Origin of the sequence: Pyrinomonas methylaliphatogenes (assembly GCF_000820845.2) — a bacterium.
Taxonomy (GTDB): domain Bacteria; phylum Acidobacteriota; class Blastocatellia; order Pyrinomonadales; family Pyrinomonadaceae; genus Pyrinomonas; species Pyrinomonas methylaliphatogenes.
Genome location: NZ_CBXV010000006.1, coordinates 235,169 through 259,680, shown reverse-complemented (window position 1 = coordinate 259,680; position 24,512 = coordinate 235,169). Strand labels below are relative to the sequence as shown.

Annotated in this window: 32 protein-coding genes and 1 tRNA gene; 31 read left to right on the top strand and 2 right to left on the bottom strand. The window is 55.1% G+C overall.

The window, feature by feature from the left end; all coding sequences use genetic code 11:
* Positions 1 to 112 precede the first annotated feature (112 nt).
* The 31 genes from PYK22_RS09410 to PYK22_RS09265 all read left to right on the top strand — a co-directional run bounded on the left by PYK22_RS09410 (position 113) and on the right by PYK22_RS09265 (position 22,508).
* Entirely contained in the window at positions 113 to 703 is a 591-nt protein-coding gene (locus PYK22_RS09410; protein WP_041976493.1) for a dihydrofolate reductase family protein, read from the top strand.
* A gap of 44 nt (positions 704 to 747) precedes the next feature.
* Positions 748 to 1,152, top strand: a complete 405-nt coding sequence (locus tag PYK22_RS09405; RefSeq protein ID WP_041976673.1) for a YybH family protein — start codon at positions 748 to 750, stop codon at positions 1,150 to 1,152.
* Positions 1,149 to 1,700: a VOC family protein gene (locus PYK22_RS09400; protein ID WP_041976491.1), complete on the top strand. Its 552-nt coding sequence runs from the start codon at positions 1,149 to 1,151 to the stop codon at positions 1,698 to 1,700. Before PYK22_RS09405 ends, PYK22_RS09400 begins: the two co-directional genes overlap by 4 nt.
* 78 nt (positions 1,701 to 1,778) lie before the next feature.
* Positions 1,779 to 2,357 carry a nucleotidyltransferase domain-containing protein gene (locus PYK22_RS09395; RefSeq protein ID WP_060635519.1) on the top strand — a complete coding sequence of 193 codons (579 nt, stop codon included), beginning with the start codon at positions 1,779 to 1,781 and terminating at the stop codon, positions 2,355 to 2,357.
* Between the two features lie 77 nt (positions 2,358 to 2,434).
* Entirely contained in the window at positions 2,435 to 2,815 is a 381-nt protein-coding gene (locus PYK22_RS09390; protein ID WP_041976489.1) for a hypothetical protein, read from the top strand.
* A 159-nt stretch (positions 2,816 to 2,974) separates the two neighbouring features.
* The gene (locus PYK22_RS17270; protein WP_083437746.1) at positions 2,975 to 3,643 is read left to right on the top strand and encodes an SRPBCC domain-containing protein; all 669 of its coding nucleotides are present in this window, start codon (positions 2,975 to 2,977) and stop codon (positions 3,641 to 3,643) included.
* 57 nt (positions 3,644 to 3,700) lie between these two features.
* On the top strand, positions 3,701 to 4,318 hold the full coding sequence (locus PYK22_RS09380) for a VOC family protein (RefSeq protein ID WP_211197659.1): 618 nt from the start codon (positions 3,701 to 3,703) through the stop codon (positions 4,316 to 4,318).
* 117 nt (positions 4,319 to 4,435) lie between these two features.
* The gene (locus tag PYK22_RS09375; RefSeq protein WP_328286920.1) at positions 4,436 to 4,963 is read left to right on the top strand and encodes a DUF1697 domain-containing protein; all 528 of its coding nucleotides are present in this window, start codon (positions 4,436 to 4,438) and stop codon (positions 4,961 to 4,963) included.
* A 331-nt stretch (positions 4,964 to 5,294) separates the two neighbouring features.
* Positions 5,295 to 6,806, top strand: coding sequence for a glycosyltransferase family 39 protein (locus PYK22_RS09370; protein WP_041976486.1), 1,512 nt, complete (start codon positions 5,295 to 5,297; stop codon positions 6,804 to 6,806).
* A gap of 154 nt (positions 6,807 to 6,960) precedes the next feature.
* Positions 6,961 to 7,977, top strand: coding sequence for a hypothetical protein (locus PYK22_RS09365; RefSeq protein ID WP_157770793.1), 1,017 nt, complete (start codon positions 6,961 to 6,963; stop codon positions 7,975 to 7,977).
* A 166-nt stretch (positions 7,978 to 8,143) separates the two neighbouring features.
* Entirely contained in the window at positions 8,144 to 8,359 is a 216-nt protein-coding gene (locus tag PYK22_RS17565) for a hypothetical protein (protein ID WP_157770792.1), read from the top strand.
* A 193-nt stretch (positions 8,360 to 8,552) separates the two neighbouring features.
* On the top strand, positions 8,553 to 8,624 hold the full coding sequence (locus tag PYK22_RS18350; protein WP_408003163.1) for a hypothetical protein: 72 nt from the start codon (positions 8,553 to 8,555) through the stop codon (positions 8,622 to 8,624).
* Between the two features lie 261 nt (positions 8,625 to 8,885).
* The gene (locus tag PYK22_RS09360; RefSeq protein ID WP_041976481.1) at positions 8,886 to 9,707 is read left to right on the top strand and encodes a carotenoid oxygenase family protein; all 822 of its coding nucleotides are present in this window, start codon (positions 8,886 to 8,888) and stop codon (positions 9,705 to 9,707) included.
* Positions 9,700 to 10,179 carry a DinB family protein gene (locus PYK22_RS09355; RefSeq protein ID WP_041976479.1) on the top strand — a complete coding sequence of 160 codons (480 nt, stop codon included), beginning with the start codon at positions 9,700 to 9,702 and terminating at the stop codon, positions 10,177 to 10,179. The genes PYK22_RS09360 and PYK22_RS09355 overlap by 8 nt, the downstream gene beginning before the upstream one ends.
* Before the next feature lie 214 nt (positions 10,180 to 10,393).
* Positions 10,394 to 10,882 (top strand): DinB family protein, encoded by a 489-nt coding sequence (locus PYK22_RS09350; protein WP_041976477.1) that lies wholly within the window; start codon positions 10,394 to 10,396, stop codon positions 10,880 to 10,882.
* A 166-nt stretch (positions 10,883 to 11,048) separates the two neighbouring features.
* Entirely contained in the window at positions 11,049 to 11,870 is an 822-nt protein-coding gene (locus PYK22_RS09345) for a class I SAM-dependent methyltransferase (RefSeq protein ID WP_041976474.1), read from the top strand.
* A 375-nt stretch (positions 11,871 to 12,245) separates the two neighbouring features.
* Positions 12,246 to 12,713: a YybH family protein gene (locus PYK22_RS09340; RefSeq protein ID WP_041976472.1), complete on the top strand. Its 468-nt coding sequence runs from the start codon at positions 12,246 to 12,248 to the stop codon at positions 12,711 to 12,713.
* A 204-nt stretch (positions 12,714 to 12,917) separates the two neighbouring features.
* Complete coding sequence (locus PYK22_RS09335; protein ID WP_041976469.1) at positions 12,918 to 13,130, top strand: hypothetical protein; 213 nt, start codon at positions 12,918 to 12,920, stop codon at positions 13,128 to 13,130.
* A gap of 316 nt (positions 13,131 to 13,446) precedes the next feature.
* Positions 13,447 to 13,995 (top strand): hypothetical protein, encoded by a 549-nt coding sequence (locus PYK22_RS09330; protein ID WP_157770791.1) that lies wholly within the window; start codon positions 13,447 to 13,449, stop codon positions 13,993 to 13,995.
* Positions 13,996 to 14,163: 168 nt separating this feature from the next.
* Complete coding sequence (locus PYK22_RS18345; RefSeq protein WP_041976464.1) at positions 14,164 to 14,403, top strand: hypothetical protein; 240 nt, start codon at positions 14,164 to 14,166, stop codon at positions 14,401 to 14,403.
* The gene (locus PYK22_RS09320) at positions 14,400 to 14,627 is read left to right on the top strand and encodes a hypothetical protein (RefSeq protein ID WP_041976462.1); all 228 of its coding nucleotides are present in this window, start codon (positions 14,400 to 14,402) and stop codon (positions 14,625 to 14,627) included. The genes PYK22_RS18345 and PYK22_RS09320 overlap by 4 nt, the downstream gene beginning before the upstream one ends.
* 716 nt (positions 14,628 to 15,343) lie before the next feature.
* The gene (locus PYK22_RS09315) at positions 15,344 to 15,886 is read left to right on the top strand and encodes a DUF4188 domain-containing protein (RefSeq protein WP_041976460.1); all 543 of its coding nucleotides are present in this window, start codon (positions 15,344 to 15,346) and stop codon (positions 15,884 to 15,886) included.
* Positions 15,887 to 16,334: 448 nt separating this feature from the next.
* Entirely contained in the window at positions 16,335 to 16,973 is a 639-nt protein-coding gene (locus PYK22_RS09305; RefSeq protein WP_041976456.1) for an NADPH-dependent FMN reductase, read from the top strand.
* 109 nt (positions 16,974 to 17,082) lie between these two features.
* Complete coding sequence (locus PYK22_RS09300) at positions 17,083 to 17,544, top strand: carboxymuconolactone decarboxylase family protein (RefSeq protein ID WP_041976453.1); 462 nt, start codon at positions 17,083 to 17,085, stop codon at positions 17,542 to 17,544.
* 187 nt (positions 17,545 to 17,731) lie between these two features.
* Positions 17,732 to 18,226, top strand: coding sequence for a GNAT family N-acetyltransferase (locus PYK22_RS09295; RefSeq protein ID WP_083437744.1), 495 nt, complete (start codon positions 17,732 to 17,734; stop codon positions 18,224 to 18,226).
* 78 nt (positions 18,227 to 18,304) lie between these two features.
* On the top strand, positions 18,305 to 18,643 hold the full coding sequence (locus tag PYK22_RS09290; protein ID WP_099606183.1) for an antibiotic biosynthesis monooxygenase family protein: 339 nt from the start codon (positions 18,305 to 18,307) through the stop codon (positions 18,641 to 18,643).
* Between the two features lie 67 nt (positions 18,644 to 18,710).
* Positions 18,711 to 19,628 (top strand): sigma-70 family RNA polymerase sigma factor, encoded by a 918-nt coding sequence (locus PYK22_RS09285; protein WP_041976450.1) that lies wholly within the window; start codon positions 18,711 to 18,713, stop codon positions 19,626 to 19,628.
* Positions 19,629 to 19,764: 136 nt separating this feature from the next.
* Positions 19,765 to 20,646 carry an NAD(P)-dependent oxidoreductase gene (locus PYK22_RS09280; RefSeq protein ID WP_041976447.1) on the top strand — a complete coding sequence of 294 codons (882 nt, stop codon included), beginning with the start codon at positions 19,765 to 19,767 and terminating at the stop codon, positions 20,644 to 20,646.
* Between the two features lie 83 nt (positions 20,647 to 20,729).
* The gene (locus PYK22_RS09275; RefSeq protein ID WP_041976445.1) at positions 20,730 to 21,674 is read left to right on the top strand and encodes an NAD-dependent epimerase/dehydratase family protein; all 945 of its coding nucleotides are present in this window, start codon (positions 20,730 to 20,732) and stop codon (positions 21,672 to 21,674) included.
* A 198-nt stretch (positions 21,675 to 21,872) separates the two neighbouring features.
* Complete coding sequence (locus PYK22_RS09270) at positions 21,873 to 22,250, top strand: hypothetical protein (protein ID WP_041976442.1); 378 nt, start codon at positions 21,873 to 21,875, stop codon at positions 22,248 to 22,250.
* 182 nt (positions 22,251 to 22,432) lie between these two features.
* A tRNA-Lys gene (locus tag PYK22_RS09265) sits at positions 22,433 to 22,508 on the top strand.
* A gap of 94 nt (positions 22,509 to 22,602) precedes the next feature.
* On the opposite strand, the gene PYK22_RS09260 is transcribed toward PYK22_RS09265, so the two are convergent.
* Both PYK22_RS09260 and PYK22_RS09255 read right to left on the bottom strand, forming a co-directional pair.
* On the bottom strand, positions 22,603 to 23,376 hold the full coding sequence (locus PYK22_RS09260; protein WP_041976440.1) for an ABC transporter permease: 774 nt from the start codon (positions 23,374 to 23,376) through the stop codon (positions 22,603 to 22,605).
* A gap of 102 nt (positions 23,377 to 23,478) precedes the next feature.
* Positions 23,479 to 24,444: a daunorubicin resistance protein DrrA family ABC transporter ATP-binding protein gene (locus PYK22_RS09255; protein WP_041976438.1), complete on the bottom strand. Its 966-nt coding sequence runs from the start codon at positions 24,442 to 24,444 to the stop codon at positions 23,479 to 23,481.
* Between the last annotated feature and the right edge of the window lie 68 nt (positions 24,445 to 24,512).

Sequence of the window (24,512 nt, the reverse complement as noted above, 5' to 3'; positions counted from 1 at the left end):
CCCTGTACGGTCCACGTACACGCCGTCCTCCGCCAAGAGCTGCGGGCTAGCCAGCAACTGATGCTCGACGTTAGCCAGCATAAACGTAGCTGACACGAAAACAGAAGATCCTATGAAGACACTCATCACGGAATTCATCAGCCTCGACGGTGTTGTCCAGGCGCCTGGTGCCCCGACGGAAGACACCGACGGTGGCTTTGCTCACGGCGGGTGGATGGTGAAGTATTTTGACCCGGAGATTATCGGCGGGACGTTTGACGAACTGGCCAAGCAGAGCGACGCGCTCCTGCAAGGGCGCCACACCTATCAAGTATCGGCTACTGCGTGGTCCAGCCGGTCCGGAGACGACTTTTCCGACTGGATCAACCGCGTGCAAAAGTATGTGGTGTCCGACACGCTCAAGGAGGAGGACATCGTGTGGCATCCAACAACGCTCATCCGCGGTCGCGACTTCCTGAAGACGGTGGCTGATCTACGGGCGCAGCCGGGCGGCTACATCTACGTCTACGGCAGCCCCACGATGGTCCAGTCACTCCTCGCCGCCGATCTAGTCGACGAGCTGGTGCTCACGGTCGTGCCCCTGGTCATCGGCAGCGGCAAGAAGCTCTTCCCGGCGATGGCCAAGTCGCTGCCGTTTGAACTCATTTCAGCGGCGAAGGCAAGCACCGGCGCTCAGGTGTGCCGCTATGTGCGGGCACGGTGATGGTTGTTGCATGTTTCATCAAATGCCAAAGGGTTATGAGCCTTATGGACACCAATGCAGAAAAATCAGACATCGAGCGCGTGATCCGCTCCTGGGAGCGGGCCATTCAGCGTGGTGACATGGAGGGCATCCTCGCCAACCATTCAGAATCCGTGCTCATGTTCGACGTCCCCGAGCCCCTTCAATCCGAGGGGCTCGACGCGTATCGAAAGACCTGGGAGCTCTTTTTTCGCTATGGTGCACCGGATCGAGAAGTATTCGTCCTCGAAGACCTACGCATCACGGCAGGTGACACAGTTGCCTTTGCAACCGCGCTGTTACGCATCGGCGGCTCTTCCGAACCGGTGTGTCGCCTGACGTTGGGCTTAATGAAGCGCAACCGCGCATGGCAGATTGTGCACGAGCACCACTCGGCTCCCCACAAGCTCAATAGCGAGGTCAGCCAATGAAAGCGATTACCGTGTGCCTGGGATTCAACAAGAACCTCGAGGAAGCCGTCGCCACGTACGTCGAACTCTTCAACAATGTGTTCGGGAACTCAAAGATTCTGGGCCGAAGTTACTTCGGCGAACAAGAGATTACAGCACTGCGGCAGGTGCCGGAGATGTCCGAAGACATCATGCCCGGCGTGGCCGGTGATGTGAAAACCATTCGCTTCACGCTCAATGGGGAAGAAGTGGTGGCCTTCCGGGGCGGGGCTTGCTTCGGAAAGTTCCACGAGAGCATGTCGCTCTATGTCTCATGCGAGACCCAGGAGCAGATTGACAGGCTCTGGGAAGTTCTTTCCGAAGATGGCGAGGAACAGCCTTGCGGGTGGGTTAAGGACCGCTTCGGTGTGTCCTGGCAAATCGTGCCATCTTTCGTCTGGGAAGTCGACCAGGGCCCGGACCGGCAGAAAGCGGAGCGCATGAACATCGCCCTGTTCGGGATGAAGAGAATAGACATTGCAGCGTTGAAAGCTGCGATCGGAGATCGCTCAAATGAGATGTGCGGCTAACAATAGCATGCAGAGGCCGGCGCTACGCGCCGCCGCTGATGCTGAACGTTCGGCGGCGCGGAGGTGCGGATCACCTGTATGACATCGGATGTTGTCGTGGAATTCCTGGACTTAATGGAAGCCTCGTCCATCGAGGTGTGCCTCGATGGTGGCTGGGGGGTCGATGCGCTCCTCGGCGAACAGACCAGAGAGCACAGGGACCTCGACATCATCATTCGTGTCGAAGACGTGCCCCGCCTGCTTGCCGTCACCCGGGCGGCCGGATACGCGCGTCAGCCCGGGGGGACGGAAACCAACTTCGTGCTGAAGACCGAAGCGGGCGACAAGGTCGATGTGCATGCGATCGCGTTCGACGAGCGAGGGTTCGGTGTGTTTACACTCCCCGACGGCCGGAAGTGGCCTTTCCCACGCGCCGCCTTCCAGGGCCGGGGCCGGATCCGGGACAAAGACGTGCGCTGCCTGTCCCCGGACGCGCAAGTGCAGTGCCACGCACAGGGCTACACCCCGGATGAGGTGGACCTTCAGGATATGAAATTGCTCCAGGACCGCTTCGGGGTCGTGCTACCACTCGCCCTGTGTCAACAGCCCGGGATCGAAGGCCAGGGAGAGGGAATCGCCGCCGAACCGGGCGCTGCACCTGACCGCGGCAGCAGGTAGGCTTTCCGAGACTCCTCGCTCCCCGCGCCGCCGCGGCAGGTGAGCGGGGTCGCTAGCGATACAAGAAAGGAGAAATCATGAACACGAAACAATTGCTCGGCCTTATCGGTTCAATCGTTCTTTTCATCGGTGTATTCACTCCGATTGTGAGCGTCCCAATCATGGGAAACATGAACTACTTCCAGAATGGTCAGGGTGATGGAACGATCGTCTTAATTTTTGCTGTGATTTCTCTGGTCTTGGTGCTGGCGAAGAAATTCAAAGGGTTTTGGTTCACGGGCATCGGGAGTCTTGGGGTGATGCTTTTCACCTTCATCAACTTCCAATCAAAAATGTCACAAGCAAAAGCAGATAGAGAGTCAGAGCTTGCGGGCAACCCTTTTCGTGATCTAGCAGATATAGCAATGCAAATCAGTCCAACTTCAATGGGGGTGGGCATTGCTCATAGTTGGAGCTGAATTGGTAATTGCCAGTGCCGCAATGAAGGATGAAACTCGAGAGAATCGCTAACAAGGTGCTGCACCTGACCGCCACTCCGCTGCGCTCCATGGCGGCAGGTGAGCTTGACCGTTATGCAGCAACGCCAAGAATGAGAACTCTGCATATAGGAGCAAATCATGAATAACAATCTAATCGCCAGAGCTTCCATCACCATAAACGCATCCGCCGAGAGGGTCTGGGATGCATTGGTGAATCCTGAGGCCATCAAACAATACATGTTTGGGACCAACGTGGCCACGGACTGGCGCGAAGGAAGCCCGATTACCTGGAAGGGAGAGTGGCAGGGCAAATCGTATGAGGACAAAGGTGTGATTCTTCGGTTCGAGCCTCCGCGAGTACTCCAGTACAGTCATTTCAGCCCGCTTTCGGGTCTACCTGACAAGTCGGAGAACTATCACACGGTGACGATTGAGTTATCGGGCGAGGGACACCAAACCCGCGTCTCACTGTCCCAGGACAATAATGCGACCGAAGAAGCACGCAAGCATTCCGAGAAGATGTGGGGAATGATGCTGGAGGAACTGAAAAAGTTCGTGGAGCAGGCAATGAACAAACAGATAAAAGAGCAGCTCCCGATAGGTTATTGGCTCAAACGGGCAGATAAACTTCTCACGCAACGAATTGATGACGCTCAGCGGTCGAATGGTCTCTCTCGCCTCGCGTGGCAGACTCTCAACATCATCTTTCAACGCGGTACGGTCATGCGTGACGATATCGTGAGTACACTTCAAACATTCGCTAATCACGCAACAATCGACGGGGTTATTGGTGAACTTGTTGTCTGAGGATTAGTCGGCGGCTCGTTTGAGAATGGATTCAACCTGACAACAGCGGGTAAGGAGTTGTACGACAAAGCCCTGTTGGTGCAGCGGTCCATTCGGCAGCAGGCTGTTGCAGGAATCACTGAAGCAGAGTACGCAACAACCATCAACGTTCTGCAGCGATTGGTCGCTAATCTGGAACACAACGAAACTGTATATTCAGCATCTGTGTCCAGTGAACAGCTCAAGAATCAGGACCAAATATCAGTCAGGCAAATTCGCGAGGGATTCCATACAGTAACGCCCTATTTGCTGGTTGAAGGGGCTGACCGATTGATTGAGTTCCTCTCAACGGCATTCGATGCCGAAATCCTGGATCGCAAATTTCGTCCCGATGGCACGGTGATGCATGCAGAGCTGCGCATCGGTGACTCGATGGTGATGCTTGGAGAGGCCAGCAGCGAGTTTAGGCCCATGTCCGCCTCCATCTACCTGTACGTGCCAGACTGGGACCGGGTCTATCAACAAGCCTTGGCTGCCGGTGGGGAGTCGGTGTTCGCAATCAGAAATTTGCCCTCAGGCGAGCGATACGGCGGCGTGAAGGATCCCTGCGGCAACATCTGGTGGATTGCTACCCATATTGAAGATGTGTCGCCCGAGGAGGAAGAACGACGTTGGAGAGAGTTCTTTAGGCTGTAACAAATGTCATGTGTGGTGACGAAACATTTTAGGTTGTCAAACGTTTAAGCGCAGAAACTGCTATCATTCCTCTTTGCCGATAAGCGAATGCAATAACAATGATTCTATCATTTTAGAATGAATGTTATGCCCAGATTTGTAGCTTTTCTGCGGGGCGTAAGCCCTATGAATCTGAAAATGGCGGATCTGAAGCAGTGCTTTGAAGCGGGTGGCTTCACGGAAGTGAAGACGATACTTTCCAGCGGCAATGTGGCTTTTCATGCTACGATTGGAGATGAGGAAGCCCTCGCGCGGAGAATAGAAGAGCATCTTCAAAGGAATATCGGACGTTCCTTCCCTGTTACCATCCGCTCGGTTGAACATCTGCGTAAACTATTAGCCGCAGATCCCTTCAGTAATTATTTGTTTCCGAAGGGAGCGAAGCAGGTCGTAACTTTTTTATGGCATGTTCCCGATGCAAAGCTCGCTCTGCCCATCCGGCACGAGGGCGTTATCATTCATGAAGTACAGGGGTTGGAGGTGTTTACCACTTATGTTCCTCATCCGAAAGGTCCGGTATTTATGAACCTTCTGGAGAAAACCTTTGGCAAAGAACAAACTACCCGCACTTGGGAAACGGTAAGAAAATGCGCCTTCGTAGTATGAGTACTGGTATCGACCAGACCGAGCGCCTCAAAGAGCTCAGGGTCGAAAATGCACTTCTGAGAAAGGTCGTTAAGTTCCGCGGAACCACGCGCCTGCCCCGCTTGAGGTAGAAAATGCACCTCTGAGAAAGGTCGTTGCCAAGACTTCTCGTGTATCTGTAATATTTACAGGAAGGACATGGGTGTAAACCGCAACGAAGGAGGATTGGGTGTGCTTTGGTTTCCGTGTGCCATGCATAAAACAGTAGGCAACGAACAGCGTTACGCACCGCCGCTGATAGTGAGCGTTAGATTGCTTCACTACGGTTAAGGCATGCTATGAGGATTGTGGAATGAGCGTGCTGACGACAGCGAGGACTGACAGGACATTACTTTTGATCGCGGGCTTTGCTGTTGTCAAGCTCATCTTCCATACTATTGTTAACCAGCAGTACGGCTTTCATCGAGACGAGTTGGCAACCCTTGACGACGCCCGTCACCTCGCGTGGGGGTACGTTGCTTATCCGCCATTTACTCCGTTCATCGGTCGTCTTGCCTTGACCTTATTCGGTGAGTCGCTCGCTGGCTTCCGCTTCTTCGCCGCCATGGCTCAAAGTGTAGCGATTGTGCTGGCCGCGAGCATGGCTAAGCACCTCGGAGGAAATCACTCCGCTCAGTGGCTCACTGCCTTGGCGGTCGCCATTTCAGGCGTCTCGCTCTCGGCAAGTTCTCTGTTTCAGTATGTCTCATTCGACTATCTCTGGTGGGTTCTGATTGCGTGGCTGATTGTGCGGTTGGTGGAGACAGATGACCGGCGCTGGTGGGTGGCGATTGGGAGCGCAGTGGGATTGGGTTTTCTCACGAAGTACACGATCCTTGTTTGCGTGGCCGGCCTCGCCGTCGGAGTTCTTGCGACCCCGCTGCGGAAACATCTTGTTAGTCCGTGGCTATGGGCAGGCGTTGTTATATCATTAGTTATCGCTTCGCCGAACCTCGTGTGGCAAATGAAGCATGACTTCATCACGCTCGAGTTTCTAAAGAGCATACATGCGCGGGATGTGAGCATCGGCAGAACTGATAATTTCTTCGTTAATCAGTTGTTCGTGCCCGCTAACCCGGCTACGGTGCCCTTGTGGAGCGCAGGCCTAATTGCGCTCTTTATCTCACCGTCTTTGAGTCGTTTTCGTGTCCTCGGATGGATGGCAGTTTCCTCCTTCGCTATCTTCGCCGCAGCACAAGGCCGTGACTACTATGCCGCTTCTATCTATCCGATGCTGTTAGCTGCGGGCGCCAGCTGGGTTATGAGCCGACTCGATGTGCGTGCCGCCGCCGAGAAGTGGGTGATGATGGCTGCCGTTCCGGTTCTGCTGCTGGCGGGCGCGTTTGTCGCAGCCATAGTTCTCCCCATCGCGCCAGTTGGCTCGCATTGGTGGAAACGAGCGCTCGCGCAAAACGGAGACCTGAGAGAACAGTTCGGCTGGCCGGAGCTCGTCGCTGAGGTGGCGCGCATCTGGAACACGATTCCCGAAAACGAAAGGGCGCGCGCAGCGATCTTCTGCACGAACTATGGTCAAGCAGGAGCGATCAATTTGTATGGTCCGCGTTATGGGCTCCCGCAAGCAATCAGCGGGGTCAATTCGTTTTGGGCCAGGGGCTACGGTAACCCTCCTCCCGAGACTGTAATAGTGCTCGGAGGTCAACGTGAGTGGTTGCAGCAGCGGTTCGAGTCAGTAATCCTCGCGGGTCGTGTGCCGAATTCGTTAGGAGTTGAGAACGAAGAGTCGCGCCAGCCAGACATCTATCTTTGCCGCAGGCCGCGGGAACCGTGGTCAGAGCTGTGGCCGAAAATTCGTAAGTTCGGTTAGAGGACGAGATATCTGCAAGGGGCGCAATTGAACAACTCATTGAAGTGGAGCGCGAGTTAGCTTGTCTCTCATCGTCAACTTGAATCTACCGACGGTTCGCTGCTCCCGTTTAATTCTGGCGTTGGCTGGCTGTTGAGTGTGTAGAGAAAAGAGTATGAGCACAAAGCTCATTCTTACAATTGGTTTACTCTTGCCCTTTTGTAGTGTCTTGGCGCAAGAGAAGCCGACCATACCAGACATTGACCGGATACGATTAGCCGAGGCATTCAGGCTTGGAGAGACCATAGGGAATCGCATCTGGAAAGATTGGGATAAAGCTCCTTTCGCCGTGTTGCTTGTCACACCTGAAAATGAGTTCTTAATTCGACATCCGAAGCCCTCGCCAGACTTCACTTTGATTGGTTATGATCCGCTTCTGAAAAGTGAAGTGTATTTTCGTAAAAGAACTTATCCGACAGATCTTTTAGCCGCGATGCCTGCCATAAGGGGAAGCATTGTTTCAACGATTGTCGTCGGGCAAGCCGAAAATACATCGGCTCAAACTTCTACCCCTTGGATTGTAACGTTGCTTCACGAACATTTCCACCAATTACAATCCTCCCAGCCCAATTATTACACGGACGTTAATGCCTTGAATTTGTCTCGCGGCGATCAGACAGGCATGTGGATGCTGAACTTCGCTTTTCCTTACGACAAAGCAGAGGTGCAGGAACAGTTTTCCACGTTGAGTAAGCTGCTTGCGGACGCGCTTGAATCGAAGAACAAGGCAGAACGCTCCATGAAACTGGCTGCATACCTTCAAGCGCGACAACGATTTCAGCAGATGCTTAGCCCTGATGATTACAAGTATTTCTCATTTCAGTTATGGCAGGAAGGGATCGCACGTTATACGGAGTATCAGGTGGCAAAATTGGCGGCAGCCAAATACAGACCGAGCAGAGAATTTCGGGCGTTGAAAGATTACACTTCATTCGCGCAGGTGGCTGATGCAATACGCGAGCGAATATTTAAGCAGCTTCAAACACAGAAACTAGGCGAATCTCAGCGCGTTGCGTTTTATTCCTTTGGCGCAGCCGAAGGGTTATTGCTTGATAAGGTAAATCCACAGTGGCGAAATCGTTACTTTGTAGATAAATTCGATATAGGCAAGTATTACAACGCAGCCGGATAACACCGAGCGACGCCGAACAAGTCATTGGAGCGGACTACCCGCCAGCTTGCCTTTTATGAAAGTTGTCCGTTACCTTTTGGCTTGTCGTTTGCGGGTGGGCCGCCGCTTAATTCCAGCATTAGCCGGCTCGGCAGACCGCCAAGGTCGCAAGTTTACGGAGGAGATTATGGCTACAGTAGCTCAGATGACGAAAGACGAACTGCGAGAAATGATCGAAACTATAATTGAACAAAAGTTGTCAGAACTGCTTGGAGATCCTGATGAGGGTCTACCTATTCGAAAGGCAGTTCGCGATAGGCTCTTACGCCAAAAGCAAGCGGTGGCAAGCGGTGAACGTGGTGAACCGTTTGAAGATGTGATTCGGCGTCTTGGATTGGGGTAATGGCAGAGTACTGCATTCGCATCTTGGGTGCCGCATCTCAAGAGCTGGAGCGATTAGACAAGTCTATAGGACATCGTATCGTTCAGCGCATCAACTGGCTGGCTGCGAACTTGGATGCGATTCGTCTTGAGGCATTGACTGGTGACCTTGTGGGACTTTACAAGCTCCGTGTGACTACCGCGTCATTTACGAGGTGCTCTGGGATGAAAAGATCATAGTGATCCACGCGATCGGTCACCGCCGAGAGACCTATCGAAGACGGTGAGAAAGTACAAACATCACACCGATTAACACCACGCTACAGCCGCCAGCCGGAGGCAGTCGGCTGAGCTTTATCGTTAGATGGCGCTGAAGCAAGATTCCCAGCGGAGGTAGCTTACATGGGACGCCCTAAGTACAAGTACCAAGATTTTTTAAATGAGCTTGCTGCTGGCCGTGCATATGGCATTCTGGTCTATCCGACACACCACCAAACTTTCATCCAGAACGAAAATCTTGGGTTGCCGTTATCGTTCCACCGCACCAAATGCCCGAAGTTATTGAGCAGTTTCCTGGGGCACTACAGGAGCTTCAGAGACTGACAGGAGCCAGAGAGTTCCATTTTGCAGACATTTATGCAGGTCGAAAAGAGTTTAAGGGGCTTGATCTCCAAGTTCGATTGGCACTGTTTGAGTTTATGGCGCACATCTTCTCAGTTTATCAATTCCCCATCATTGTTCAAACTTTTGATCCCGAAACGTTATCCTATCTTCGCTCCCGTTGCAGGGGGCAATTGCCGGATCGTATCCCCCCTTTCGATTTCAGCAAGGTGGAAGACACCGCCCTTTTTTGGTTGTTGATCCGGTTAAAATGGTTTATGGAACAGACGACAGAATATCCAAAAGTTAAAGCACGTGTATTCGTTGATGAAGGTTGGAAAAGCAATGGTGTTGCAATCAAAATTCCAACATTCGAAGATGTGTTTGGTGATGGATTAGTCTGTTTCTGCCAGAGTTCAAGTATCAGCAGTCGTCAGGATCGCCCAACTGACTTCCCTAATCAGCTCGTGAAAGTAGATGTGCGGGAACGTAGCTCGAAAGTGTGGTGGCAGGAAAACTGCTACCCGGGGGAACCGGTCTTCGTTCCCGCTCCCCATTCCGCCGCCGAAGATGATGGCGTCGTGCTCTCCATTGTGCTCAACGCCGCCGAGGGCAACTCTTTTTTACTCGTGCTCGATGCCGCTTCATTCACCGAGGTCGTCCGCGCCGAAGTTCCCCACCACATCCCCTTTGGCTTTCACGGGCAGTTCTTCACTGACGATCAACGACCTGTCGAAGATTACACTCTACAGGAGGTGCGTGATGTTTAAGAACCGGTGCTCGCGCTGGCTGGCCTACGAGCGCTACTGCGCCAGAGCGGTCGTGGAAGCCCTGCGGAGCGTGCCGGAAGCCCGCAGGCGTGAGCCGCCGTATCAGCGGGCCGTCACCTTGTTGGGACACCTGGCCGCAGCCCTCGAAGTCTGGCTTGCGCGGGTGGAAAACAGACAGGCTGCGGTCGAGTTGTTCCCAGCCGACCTGTCCCTGGAAGAAGCGGGGCATCGCATCGGCCAGGTCCTTGACCGATGGGAAGGCTACCTCGCCCAGTTGAATCCCGAGGATCTGGGACGCACGGTGCGCTATCAGACGACTTCTGGGGTTTGGTACAACAACACGCTCGAAGAGATCATCACGCACCTGTTCGGTCATGGGGCGTATCATCGCGGGCAGATAGCGCTTCTCGTTCGGCAGTTGGGCGGGGAGCCTGCGGTAACCGATTTCATTGGGTGGGCTCGGTCCTATTGAGCTTCACAAAGAGCGCATAATAGAGTGGAGAGTCCATCGCTGGCAGAGGGGCTTCCTGCTGAGCGTTTCGCGTCTCATCAACTCTGTGAGGCTCATGAGAATCCGCTGGCACGACGGATATGACGAGAAGGAGGGGAAGGGTTTTCTGAGATCTTGGAACTTGCGCCGAAGCTCGTTCGTACATCTTCGGCTCAATAAAGTAAGGAGGAGAACAATGAACGATCGCGAACTCTTCGCGCGTTTCTGGCAAGATGAAGCGCCCCGATTTCGACGGGTGCTGGAGGCGCTGCCCGAAGATCAATTGGACTTTCGGCCTCACGAGAGGTCGCGTTCGGCTCGTGAGCTGGCTTGGACGATCGCCGATGTGACGTCGCTGCTGGCGAAGTTTCTCGGTACGGGGGAAGCTCACTGGGAGTTGCACGCGCCTCCGGCTTCTCTCGAAGGGATCGTTTCGGCATACGAGCGGGCGTCTCAGGCTGTCGCTCAGGAGCTTGCGAAGGCGGATGACGGTCGCTGGGATGGATGGACGGGCCGACTGCTGGCTCAAGGCGAGCTGGTTTGGGAAGCGCCTTTTCGCGAGATGGCCTGGGGGTATCTGTTCGACCTGATTCACCATCGCGGTCAACTGAGCGTCTACATTCGCCCGATGGGCGGGCGCGTGCCTGCGATCTACGGTCCGTCGGGCGATTTTCCCACTGCGTGAAGACATCTCGCCTACAGGGTCCCCAGGGGTGCCCGGCTGGGGAATCGCCCGTGAACGGACGTCCGCCCCGAAGGACGAAAAAGGGATTCGCCAATGGTGAAATGGGCCATCTGTTCATTTGGGCTGTATTCCTGTCTTCTGACGATCGAATGTTAATATTGAAGATATGTACACCGAACAAAATGTAGCTGAACACTACGATAATGCCGCGTTTCAGTTTGAACTGGAACGGCTGGAGAAACATTGCCCGGTAGAATATGCCATTACCTGCCGTTACTTGGATCGATATATCCCGAAGGAGGCCGTTGTAGTTGATATTGGATCTGGCGCCGGTCACTATGCGGCTTTTCTGGCGAAGAGAGGGTGCAGCATTTATCTCATCGATGTGAGCGCAAGATTGCTCGATGCAGCGCGCGAGCGTTTGGAGCGAGCAGAGCTCGGCCACAGGATCAGAGCCGTTGTTCAAACATCAGCGACCGATCTAGGTTGCCTCGGCAATGAGAGCTGCGATGCGGTTCTCATGCTCGGACCGCTCTATCATCTTCGAGAATTACCTGCGCGACGACAGGCGGTCAACGAAGCGCATCGTGTGTTGAAAGAGGGGGGCATCTTGTTCGCCGCAGGGATCAATCGGTTGGCGTACTTGCGCGATCTTTTCTGCGAGAACCCGAAGGAGGGCGTCAAGCGACAGGCGTTTCACGAAGAGTATTTGCAGGCTGGAAAGCTCGATCCCGAGCGCGCTGCGCCGATCGGGTATGCACATCTGACGACCGTGGAGGAGTTCCGATCGCTGCTGACGGAACGCTTCGAGGAGCAGGCTCTGGTAGGCACAGAATCATTCACGACCGTGTGGCAGGCGAAGTTGAATGAGCTTTCGGCGGATGAGCGCGAAGCGTGGCTCGATCTGGTGGAGCGAACGGGAGCGACGCCCGAAGGCCTTGGCCACAGCGATCACTTTCTGTTTGTGGGAAAGAAAATAGAAGCATGATGAGCGGCAAAGACGCTGCCCCGCCTCATCCAGGAGCGTTGTCCGAATCAGGGGCGCTGGCTGCTCTTGTTCAGAGCGGCGAGCTTGCGTGTCGTGAGAGATGCGGTTTTCGCCCGTACCTCCTTTGTCTTCCAGCTCTTGTTCAGAACAGCGGGCTTGTGTGTCGTGAGAGGGTGAAGTTGCTTGTTCGTTTTCCCGAGCACAGAGGCATCGTGGCGCGCATTCGGGGAGTGAAAATTAGCAACCGGTTGCAGCAGATAGTATTGCGCGCCGCCGCTAAACCGGAACGTTTCTTCGTGCTGGTACGCACGCCGCTTGGCGATATTCGTCCAAGTATGTACAGTTCCATCTTGTTTGGAGTGAGGTTTTACTGTAATGCAGCTTGAACAAAAAACTATCACTGGAAAAGAAGAGAAGAGTCTCCTATCAGCCCCCACGAAGGCACTGTCTGAGTTCTATGAAGCTCTCAATACCAGGGACATGCAGAAGATGGCGAGTAATTGGGCGCAAACGGACGAAGCGGTAATGGATAACCCTGTCGGCGGCATTAAGCGCGGCTGGGAGGAGATCAGAGCCGTCTACGAGCGCGTCTTCCCCAGTCCTCAGCCATATTGGTTTGAGTTCTACGACTACAGCTATCATGAAGCAGGGGAGATCTTCTATGTAGTGGGCAGAGAACGAGGTGAGTATCGAACAGGCGATCGAGTGTTGAAGATAGCGATTAGGACAACCAGGGTCTTCCGGCGAATAGAAGGAGAATGGCGGCAGGTGCATCATCATGGTTCGATAGATGACGCAGAGTTGCTGGCAGCATATCAGGAGGCGGTTAGATCGAATGGATAGCGGAGGGGCCACCCAACAACACATTCAACCGGACACGCCGATGAGCGTACTCTTTATATTCAGCGGCCCGGCGCGCCGAGTGTGAGCGTTCGGTGGCTTTCGTGTAAAGGAGATTAGGTGAATACCGATCACATCAGGCAGTAGATCACAGAGACCATCCATCTACCGATTGATCGCATCACCAAAGCGCAACGCATTGCCGAAATGATCCGTGCCGCTGACAACTACCGTTGGGTCGGCATCTATGATGTCAATGATGAGGAGATCGCCGTCATCGCCTGGAGCAGGATCGGAGCAACGGCTTACCCGCGCTTTCCCGTAACGCAGGGATTAAGTGGCCAAGCGGTGGCATCGAGAAGCACCGTCGTCTCCAATGACGTCACGAAAAATCCCCCGATACCTGACAGCCTTCGGTAGTACCCAATCGGAGATCATCGTGCCGGTGATCGAGCTGCGGAGTAATCGTGTGCTTGGGACGCTCGATGTTGAGAGCGAGCAAAAGGTGGCGTTTACTGCTGAGGATCAAGCGGAGCTAGAGGCATGTGCCCGTGCATTGCTGGGGTTATGGCAGTGAAGGAGTAGCGAGGTCTGTTGACAGGCGAGGGGCGCTATCGAACAATACGATGAACCGGACGCGCCAGCGAGCGTACTCTTTATCCCGCAAAAAGCCTGCGCGCTGGTTATCGTGAGCGTTCGGCGGTCCGCCTTGAGCGCGGCATACTTGGGAGGCAGTGTGCAGACTGAGAACCTGAGCTTTCGGTCACTCGCCGCTCGCACGGTCGTGGTTCACACGCTCACTTACATTGTCGTCGGTGCCATCGCGGCGGCCGTGCTCGGGTACAAAGACCTCTTCGCGCTTCCTGAGCTGTCGTGCTTCATGCGCCCGATCGGCGACCGGTGGGTAATGGCCGGGCCGCTGTTTCAACCGTTGCGAGGGATGCTATTCGCGAGCGTGTTCTTCATCCTGCGCGAGCGGCTGTTTTTGCAGGATCGCGGGTGGCTCGCGATGTGGTGGATTCTGGTGGCGATCGGTGTCTTCTCGACATTCGGTCCGGCACCGGCGTCGGTCGAAGGGTTGGTCTACACGCGGGTTCCGTGGCCGGCGCAAGTCCGAGGACTCCCGGAGGTACTCGTGCAATCGCTTCTGCTCTCGAGCGTGCTGTATGTGTGGGTTCGGAATCCCGATCGGCGCTGGCTTAGCTGGGTACTCGGGGCGATGTTCGTTCTCGCAATGGCAATGGTCACGCTCGGTCTGCTGCTACCGCAACAGCGGCCGAACTAGGATTGCACCGGATGCAGCGGAGCGTGTGCGGTTGATCTCAGTTGCTCGCGCAGCGCCGGTGAATCTGGACGTTAGGCGGACGCGCCAGTGGTCGAAGAGGGTGCGTCACCCATTGAAGAGCACAAGCAAAGAGCAAGTCTGACCCCAATCGGCACATGAGTATGATGGATGAACCCAAGATTCAAGATTATCGGCGAAATCAGAGACATCGAGACCATTGCATCGGGCCGAGGTGTGTACATCCGACGCTATCTGGAGCGCACTTACGGCCGGGGACGATGGCGGAAGATGAAAGGCATAGCCACTGTAGAACTGGCGGATGGTACAATATGTGAGGCCGAGGTTCACTGGTATGAAGCTCACGGCATAGGCCGTAAGGATTTCAAGATCAAGAGGGTGATCCGATGAGCGAATTTGTAATCTGCATCAACAATGAGGGCAATCCGGCAAGCCTGATTGTCGGGAAAGTGTACCGTAGACTGCCAGATCCCGAAGCGGAGGCGCACGATATGATTCGCATCGTGGATGAGGATTTATCGGAGCCAGATGGGTATCTTTATCCGGCGTCCATGTTTGTACCCGTGGAACTGCCAGAGAGAGTAAAGCAAGTGTTGATGGCGATGGGAAGCTAAGCGATAGGCGTACTTGTTGGGACTATCTGGAGAGGTTGTCCATACAATGAAGAAGCCGCCTCACACCCGCTGCAGCCGACTCGCCTCCCGCTAGCGCTCCGGCGGATGGCTGAGCTTGGCCGTTCGGCCGCTTCGCCGTGTGGTATGAAGCCGCGACGAAGCTGGAATCGGAGCACATGTTCTTGAGAGAATATTGATGGAATCCACGGGAGATTATATGAAACGCGGCGGACGATCATTGACTCGGAGTGGCGCAGCAACTCCGAGCGCGGCTGCTCTCTCATTGACACATTCGGGAAGCGGTTCAGCATGAACCCATCGCGAGCGCGACAGGCATCTCAGCATGACTTGCCCGAAGCGTTCGAGGCGGCGCAAAGAGTTATCACCCGAAAGCGAAGCGCTCGGTCGGCACGGCGAGATTGCCTTGTTTAAATAGCGCGATAAAAAGCCACGCTCGCCGTAACGCTATCAGGTAAACAAATGAGCCTTAACTGCACGATCGCAGCAGATCACCCACCTTCGCTCGGACTGAGCTTCGTACATCCCGCGCAGGGGCGAAAAGATGCCACCTTTCATCTGTGGCGGTTCTGTGACTGCGATCTTCCGGTTAATGTTTACCTGCTAGATCGCTGGCGCAAGGCAAGCCAAGCATTATTGGTCTGAAGAGCGACCTGATGCAGTGGCAGAATTGATCGCGCGTTATCTGAGGAGGCGAGATGAGATTGAGTGACACGAAGAGTCGAGTGGCACGACAAACGGTCGATCTTTCCGGTTATCCGGATCTCGTGGTGATCTATCTTGGGATGAGAGTCAACCGACTCAAAGGAGTGCGGACGTTGTTAAGTTTTGGCCGAAAGATTCGAGAAGCGGTCGCCGAACGCCCGGATGGACTCCTTTTGCACGAGGACATGATCTTCTCGTTCTTTCCGCCGCACTTCGGGATGAGGCAATACTGGCGAGATTTCGAATCGCTTGAGCGGTGGGCGCGATCGCTCCCGCATCAAGCGTGGTGGCGGGAGTTTTTGCGCGATTCAGGTGGCACCGGCTTCTGGCATGAGACATATTTCAAGCGAGGCGGCATGGAAGCCATCTACGATGACCTGACAGTCCCGATCGGCTTCATGCACTTTGCTCCCTTGCAATCGGCGCGCGGTGGGATGTTCACGGCGCGCGATCGCTTGAAGTTGGGTGGGCAGGCGCAAATCGAAGTGCCGGTTAAGGAGGATGATATCTACGGTAAGGCCAGAGGATCGGAGTAGAACTACTGACTTGTTCCTAAAGAGTAGAAGCTTAAATACCTTTTCCGGCCAGATTCCCCTTCAGCCTTGGCTATCTTTGAGCTGACTCCTAGCCATAATCGCCCAACATTGATGAGGGGCACAATGAGGGCGGTTTTGAAAGTTTGGTGAAGAGGACTCTTTTTCGTATCGGCGGGGATGAGTTCATAACTGCGACGCTCGATCCCAAACTGGCGGAGAATCATAGCGCGCAAGACATGAAACGTCCCGGAAAGTAGAGGTATAGAGCGCCTGAGAGTTGCCACCCGTTTCGAAATTCGATGCAGATCGCTTCCGATGAATGCGGCGATCTTCCCGAGACGGCTCGCGCCGTTGATTATAAATTGGCGGTAAGCTATTGACAAAAGAAATTGTAACATGTAATGTTACAATCCGGTTTTTGATCATAATCGACTCGGGAGGTTGTGATATGATCGACTCAAGCGATCAAACAGCGCATATTCGAATCGTTACCATTTGCGGCAGCGTGCGTCCTGGCAACTACACCTCGAAAGCTTTAGCCATCGTGAACGATGAGCTTCGGAAGCATTCGGGAGTTGAGGTCATTGAGATCGATCTCGATCGGATCGCGTTGCCTCTTCCCGGCAAAGCCGGTCGAGACTCGACCACGGAACGCTTCATTGAAGAGGTCGAAAAAGCATCTGGCATTGTGATCGCAACGCCGGAGTATCACGGCAGTTTCAGCAGCGTCATCAAATTGGCGATCGAAAATCTCGGATTTCCGAGCGCGCTGGCCGGCAAACCGATATCCCTATTAGGAGTCGCCTATGGTCGAATCGGCGCCATCAAGGCGTTGGAGCATCTGCGTAGCGTCTGTTCACATGTTGGCGCGATTGTGCTTCCGAATCCCGTCTCAGTCGCGCGGGTGCAGGAGATCTTCGACGAGAAGGGAAATTGCCTCGATACTGAGTCGGAGAGGCTCATTCGCAGCGTCGGCACGGCGTTATTGGATTACATCAAAGAGGCGATCTGTCCGAGGAAAGCATTGGCAGCGATGGCGCGCACGGGTGGCAGGGCAGATTTGACCGGCGAGCATATGGCTTTGTGAAGGTGCGGAAGAGGGCGGCGGTTCGAGATTTGTCACACTGAGACGATCTGCCTCGTCATGATTAAGTGACGGAAGGCATTCCATCGATCTTTAGGGAGAGGAGATACATATGGAACCGCGCATACGATATGATGAAATCGCGCCGGGCGCGCTTCAGGCCATGCGTCAGCTCGAAAAATATGTGCGCGAATCTGGTCTCGAGCGGTCTCTGCTCGAACTCGTTAAGATTCGGGTTTCACAGATCAACGGGTGCGCTTTCTGCATAGACATGCACGCCAAAGATGCCAGAGCGAAAGGCGAAAGCGAACAACGCATCTATCTTCTCGATGCTTGGCGCGAGGCCCCCTTTTACACGGAGCGTGAGCGCGCCGCGTTAGAATGGGCCGAAGCCGTAACGCTCATCACGCACGGGCACGTTCCGGATGACGTCTTCGAGCGAGTGCGCCGACAGTTCAGCGAGCGAGAGTTGATCGATTTGACGATGGCGGTAGTGGCAATCAACGGCTGGAACAGGTTGGCGATCAGTTTTCGGGCCGTGCCGGGCAGCTATGAACCTGAGCGATTAAAGTAACTTCGGCAAGCTCGGTTGCGGAGGTAGCGGCGGAAAGCGGATGTTACAAACCGGAGCGGCTAAAGCGGATCGGTGATCTGGACGACCGGGTTCGTCACGCTGGCGAAGGCGCAGCTTACGCCGATATTGGGAAATGAAGAGTGAATCTTGAAAGGACTTTAAGACCGCTGGGCGGGGAAGGGGAAAGATGGGCGAGGAGAATGGAGTCATCAGTTTAGTCGTCGCGGATGAGGAAATAGCGGCTTGTTATCCAGTCATGCGAGAGCTCCGGCCCCACATAAGTGAAGAAGAGTTCATCTCGCGGATCAGAAAGCTCGAGGCGACGGGTTACAAGTTAGCCGCGTTGCGCGATGCGGGGGAGATAGTTGCCGTCGCAGGCTTTCGCATCGGCGAGAATTTACCGTGGGGGCGTTTCCTCTACGTTGACGATCTCGTGACGCGCTCCGAGAGCCGCTCCAAAGGTTATGGCGCGAAGCTGCTTGCGTGGTTGAAAGAGTTCGCTGCCAAGGAAGGTTGCGAGCAATTGCATCTCGACTCGGCGACGTGGCGGAAAGAGGCCCATCGCTTCTACGAGCGCGAAGGATTGCGGCTGACGAGCTTTCATTTCTCCGTGAAGATAGATCCTCAAAGGGGTGGTTCAGGCAGCGGAGAGGAAGCGAGCGCATTCGTCGGATCAACCTGAAGATCCCTCAAAGCTATGTCACACCGTGGCGAGCTATCTCGTCATAGTTGGTGAGACGCGATGACGATGGAGGATCATATGAGTGACCGGCCAATTACAACCATCGACACTGAACGATCTGTGATCACGCTCATCAACGTCTATGAGGTTGCGCCGGAGAAGCAAGCCGAGCTGGCGCGACTCTTGGCGGAAGCGACCGAAACAGTAATGCGACATCAACCGGGGTTTGTCTCGGTCAACATCCATTGCAGCCTTGACGGGACGCGGGTGGTCAACTACGCGCAGTGGGCGTCGGAGGAAGATTTTGAGCGCATGATAAAAAGCCCTGAGGCTCAAGCGCAATTGAGACGGTTTGGCGCTTTGGCCAAGAGCGTCTCGCCCGCCCTATACAAGGTCAGTTCCATTCACGTCAAATGAGTGATGAAGCGGAGAAGCCTTATCGAATAGCAGGCTTTGAATTTCCGCGCTGTGCCATTCACGTCAAATGAGTGATGAGGAGGAGAAGGAGCAAGTTCTCGATGTCGCTGCGATCTTCGATCGCTCGCGCCAGCGATTGACTCGCCTCGCCTATCGGATGTTGGGGTCGGTGGCGGACGCCGAGGATATAGTTCAAGAGGCATTTCTCCGCTGGCTCGATACGGATCGCGATGCTGTGCGTGAGCCAGAGGCTTACTTGAGTCGCATCGTGACCAATCTTTGTCTCGATCATTTGAAATCCGCACAGCATCGGCGTGAAAGCTACATCGGGCCATGGTTGCCAGAGCCGATCATCGATCTAGAGAAAGAGTCTTTCGATGATGATGTGACGCTGCCGCTTTTGATGGCGTTGGAGCGTTTATCGCCTTTGGAGCGCGCGGCCTTTTTGCTGCATGACGTGTTCGGTCTCAGCTTTGATGAGATCGCTGGCATCATCGATCGTAAGCCTTCGGCATGTCGCCAACTGGCCCGGCGCGCGCGCTTTCACGTTCGGGCTTCACGCCCCCGTTACGCTCTTTCGAAAGAGCGCGGGCTAGAGATCGCATCGGCCTTTTTCGAAGCATCCCGCTATGGCGACTTAGAACGGCTGCGGTCGCTTCTAGCCGATGACGTCGTCGCCTACGCCGATGGCGGCGGCAAGGTGCCAGCCGCCCGAGAAGCCATCGTCGGAATCGAAGCTGTGATGGCGCTTCATGCTTCGCTTAGGCTAGTTTTTGCCGAAAAGATGTCACAACTCGTCCGTTATTGCTTCATCAATGGTTTGCCTGGATTCATCTCCATCGAACAGGGTGACGCTTGGCAGACTACGGCGCTTGAGATCGATCACGGCTTGATCGCAGCCATTTATGTCGTACGGAATCCTGACAAGCTACGGCATGTGATGAATGAGGCGTATCGTTCGATTGGCGATCCAATCAAGCATTAAGCCGGATGATTCTAAGTTGACCGCTTCAATCGCAACGCAGAGGATATAAACGGTGAGTCTACAGCCGATGAGCTTTCTCGCGCTGTGAAAAACTGTCGAACGAAAGCATCTTAAGCGTGATCGGAGAAGAGGGCATATGAAGATCGGTTTCATCGGTCTTGGACGAATGGGCTTGCCGATGGCGCGTAATCTGTTGCGCGCCGGTCATGAACTCGTCGTCTTCAATCGCACGCGCAATCGAGCCGACGCGCTCGTTGCAGAAGGCGCGCGCGTCGCTGCTGGTCCAGCCGAAGCGGCGCGTGACGCGGAAGCGCTCATCACGATGCTCGCGGATGATGCGGCTGTGGAACAAGTCATCTTCGGCGAAGATGGGGCATTGCAGGCGCTACGGCCCGGAGCGGTGCATGTTTCGATGAGCACGATCAGCGTCGCACTGTCCGAAAGACTGGCCGCGGCGCACGAGGCCGCCGGTCAAGCTTACGTTGCGGCCCCGGTCTTCGGGCGACCGGAAGCTGCCGAGGCGGCCAAATTGTGGATCGTCGCTGCCGGGCCGGCGGAGCAGATAGAAAGATGCCGTCCGCTCTTCGAGGCGATGGGGCAGGGCCTCTTCAATGTTGGACCCGAGGCGCAGCGAGCGAACTTAGTGAAGCTTGCGGGCAATTTCCTAATCGCCTCAATGGTTGAAGCGCTCGGAGAAGCGTTCACGCTCGTGCGCAAATCGGAAGTCGATCCCGGGCAATTTCTCGAGATCGTCAGCAAGGTCTTCGGTTCGCCGATCTACGCCAACTACGGACGGATCATCGTCGAAGACCGAGCTGAACCGGCTGGATTCAAGTTAAGTTTAGGACTGAAAGATATGCGCTTGGTGCTGGCGGCGGCGGATTCTGTGGTCGTGCCGCTGCCGTTGGGGAGCTTGCTCCATGATCGGCTGCTTGCAGCCATGGCGCGCGGTGCGGGAGAGGTTGATTGGGCAGCGGGCTTGGCGCGCAGAAGTGCCGAAGATGCCGGGCTCGGTTGATCGCTAGCGAGTGCGCAAAAGTGACAGTAAGGATAAATTGCTTCCTATGTTGAAGCGCGAATCGCTCGCAAGGGGCGCGTAAGATGAGAGTGTTTGTTGCGGGGAGCACAGGGGCGATCGGTAAACGCCTCGTGCCTTTGTTATTGAAAAACGGATTTGAGGTGGTCGCGCTCACGCGCAGCACTGAGAAAGGTAGAGAGCTTGAGCGTCTGGGAGCGAAGATTAGCATCGCCAATCCGCTCGACAAAGAGGAGTTGACTGCGGCAATCAAGAAGGCGAAGCCTGAGGTGGTCATCCATCAATTGACAGCGCTCGCCGGTGCGACCGGGAACTTCCGGAAGTTCGACGAAGAGTTCGCTTTGACCAATCGCTTCCGGACCGAAGTTACCGATACGCTGATTGCCGCCGCGCGTCTTGTCGGCGCGCGGCGTTTCATCGCGCAGAGCTTCTGCGGTTGGCCGTTTGCGCGTGAGGGTGGACCAGTCAAGACGGAAGATGATCCGCTTGATCCAAATCCACCGACAAGCTTCAGCGAGACGCTGGCGGCGATCCGCCATCTCGAAATGGCCGTGCGCGAAGCTGCGGATATCGAGGCGCTGGCGCTTCGTTACGGGCTTTTTTACGGGCCGGGGACGGCCATCGCAAAGGATGGCGTGTTCATCGATCTAATTCGCAAGCGTCGCTTCCCGATCGTCGGCGACGGCGCTGGCATCTGGTCTTTCGTTCACATCGAAGATGCTGCGCGCGCGACCGTCGCGGCCATCACGAACGGTGCGCCTGGGATCTACAACATCGTCGATGATGATCCGGCCCCTGTATCCGTCTGGCTTCCATATCTTGCAAAAGCCCTTGGCGCTAAGCCACCGCGCAGAGTGCCGGTTTGGCTCGCTCGACTGTTCATCGGCGAAGGTGGCGTGATGATGATGACCCAGAGCCGCGGCGGGGCCAACACGAAAGCGAAGGGCGAACTAAAGTGGCAGCCGATCTATCCGAGCTGGCGGATTGGTTTCGTGGAAGGGTTGGACTAGTTGTCTTTAGCGAAAATGTGAAGATGGAGAAAGAGCCTTTCAGACAGACCGTCGAGATGACCAAGAGATAGTTGGGATCTTTGGGGAATGGGAACTGATAGCATGTATCGAGCGCAGGCTCGTTTAATCGATTTAAGCTGATGAGGACGCCTAAACCTCAATTTCGTTGCGTTTGAAGTGAACAAGCGGAATACTGCGATGAGATTTGCGCGTTTGACTTACTTGATCGCTGGCGTATGTGGCCTCGCTATCTTGCTTCCGCAATATTTTCTCGAAGCCAGAATCGGACGCGATTTCCCGCCCCCGATCACACATCCTGAATACTACTATGGTTTCATCGGTGTGGCGGCGGCGTGGCAGTTCGCTTTCATCATCATCTCGCGAGATCCGATGCGCTACCGGCCCGTGATGGTTCCGGCGATCGTTGAGAAGCTGAGTTTCGGTGTGGCGATGATCACGCTATTCACTGGCGACAGGCTGAGCGCTCAAATCCTTGCGGCGGGTTTGCTTGATTTGATGTTCGGTGCTCTCTTCATCATAGCCTATCTTAAACTGCGCAAGGCGCGGTTAGCATGATCCCGGTGATTCCTTCAGCGAAAGGGAAGATGGAGCGTCATCTGGTCAGGGATTGAGAAGTTTCGCTGCCATTGTTTTGGAGCGATCGGGGAGTGCCTCGATCGCCCATCACTTGCTTCAAAATCCCATGCTGTGTAGAATGTGGAAAGATAACCAATGAAGCACCTCCTCCGAACTATAGTGGGCCGTTAGCTCAGTTGGTAGAGCAGCTGGCTTTTAACCAGCGGGTCGGAGGTTCGAGTCCTCCACGGCTCACCAATCGAAATTATATGGGCGGTTCTCTGAACCGCCCATTTCCATTTGCCCGCTTGACGCGACGCACAGATCTTTCGAGCGCTTTCAGCCGGCCCGCTCAATCGACCGCGCGCCGCTCGAATTGGCGTATCCCAAGCAGCGTAAAAAGCGCGCAGAAGCCGATCAGTCCGGAGAGGATCAGCCACGAAGGCATGTGTGGTAGCTGCGGCGTCATCGCTGCGCGAAACCCTTCGCTCGCGTAAACCAGTGGATCGATCAGCACTAAGACTTGAAACCACCGGACTGTTGCCAAAGTCGCCCATGGATAATATGTGCATCCGAAAAAGATCATCGGTCCGATCAGCACGTTGAAGATAAGGCCGATGTGTTGCGGTTCGGTCGCCGTCCCGAGAAACAACCCGAACGCGGCGAACAACCAACTCGTCAACGCTGCGACGATGATCAAACGCGCCGGATGCGCCGCAAACCATAACTCAGCTTGGCGTCCCATAATAAACCAGGCGAGCGGCAGAACCAGTAACCCGGCGACGATCGCTTGAATCATGCCGACCATGATCTTCTCCAAAGCAACTCCGCGGATGCTGATCGGCGCGAGCAGCCGATCTTCGATCTCCTTCGTCCAACCGAAGTCGATCACAAGGGGCAGCGCCACCGCTTGCATCCCAGATAGCGTCATGCTCAAGGCCACAATGCCGGGCAACAGTAGGCTCCTGTAGCTTTGTGCGACTAGGCCTTGACGCGGCATGACGAAACCGAAGATGAAGGTGAACAGTAGCGGTTGCAATACGACGCGCAGCAAAAAGCTCCCCAGCTCGCGCCGCGCGACATGCAGATCGCGATGCAGAAGGGCTATCATCGTCGTCAAGTTCATATCCTCTTCATCCGACGGTCGAATCGTTTCAAATCTCGCGCTTCGGACTCAATATCCCAAAAGTTCAGGGCACAAGTTACGCAATCAACAAGTCGAAGGTTGTCACTCTCTCAAACTGCGTCCGGTAAGATGCAAGAACAGCGTCTCCAAGCTCGGTTCAGCGACGTGCGCATCCGTGATCAGGACGCCGCGCTCGTTCGCCAGCCGAACTGCGTCGGCGAGCAGCCCTTCAGATCTATTGGCATACAAGCGGATCAGTCCATCCATGGAATGCACATCGACTACGTTAGGCAGCTTGCGTAAAGCCGTGGAGAGAGAGGAAAGCAGTTCCTCAGCTGCGCGCACGCGCAACTCGATGAGGTATCCGCCGGGCACGCTCCGCTTGAGGTTGCTTGGCGTGTCGAGCGCGATCAACTTACCGTGGTCCATGATCGCCACACGTTGACAGAGGCGATCGGCCTCCTCCATATAATGGGTCGTCAGAAAGATCGTTTGCCCTCTGGCGTTCAGCTCGAACAACATTTGCCAGAGCGCGTGGCGCGATTGTGGGTCCAATCCGGTCGTCGGCTCATCGAGGAAAAGGATCGCCGGATCGTGCATCAAAGCCCGTGCGATCTTCAACCGTTGCGCCATCCCTCCGGAATAGACGCTGACCTTCTCATCAGCGCGCTCGCTCAACTGGAAAAGATCCAGTAGTTCGGCAGCACGCCTTTCGCGCGTGCGCTTGTCGATGCCGAAGTATTCGGCATGAAACAATAGGTTCTCGCGCCCGGTCAAGCTGCGGTCGAGGTTGTTCGCTTGCGGGACGACTCCGATGCGCCGTTTGACGGCGACAGGATCGCGCATCACGTCTATGCCATCGATCAGCGCGATCCCGCCGGTCGGCAACACGCGCGTCGTCAAGATGCCGATGGTCGTCGTCTTCCCAGCGCCGTTTGGCCCGAGCAGGCCGAAGAACTCGCCGCGAGCGACCTCGAAATCGATGCCATCGACGGCTTTGATCTCCGCGACCAGACGACCGTTTCGTTTCTGCTTGTAAATCTTCTGTAGTCCTTTAACGATGATCATTGATTGCCTTACAAAATCACACGAGCGTTATACCAGCGCGGCGCCGCCGGCGCATGGCTTTGAAGGGA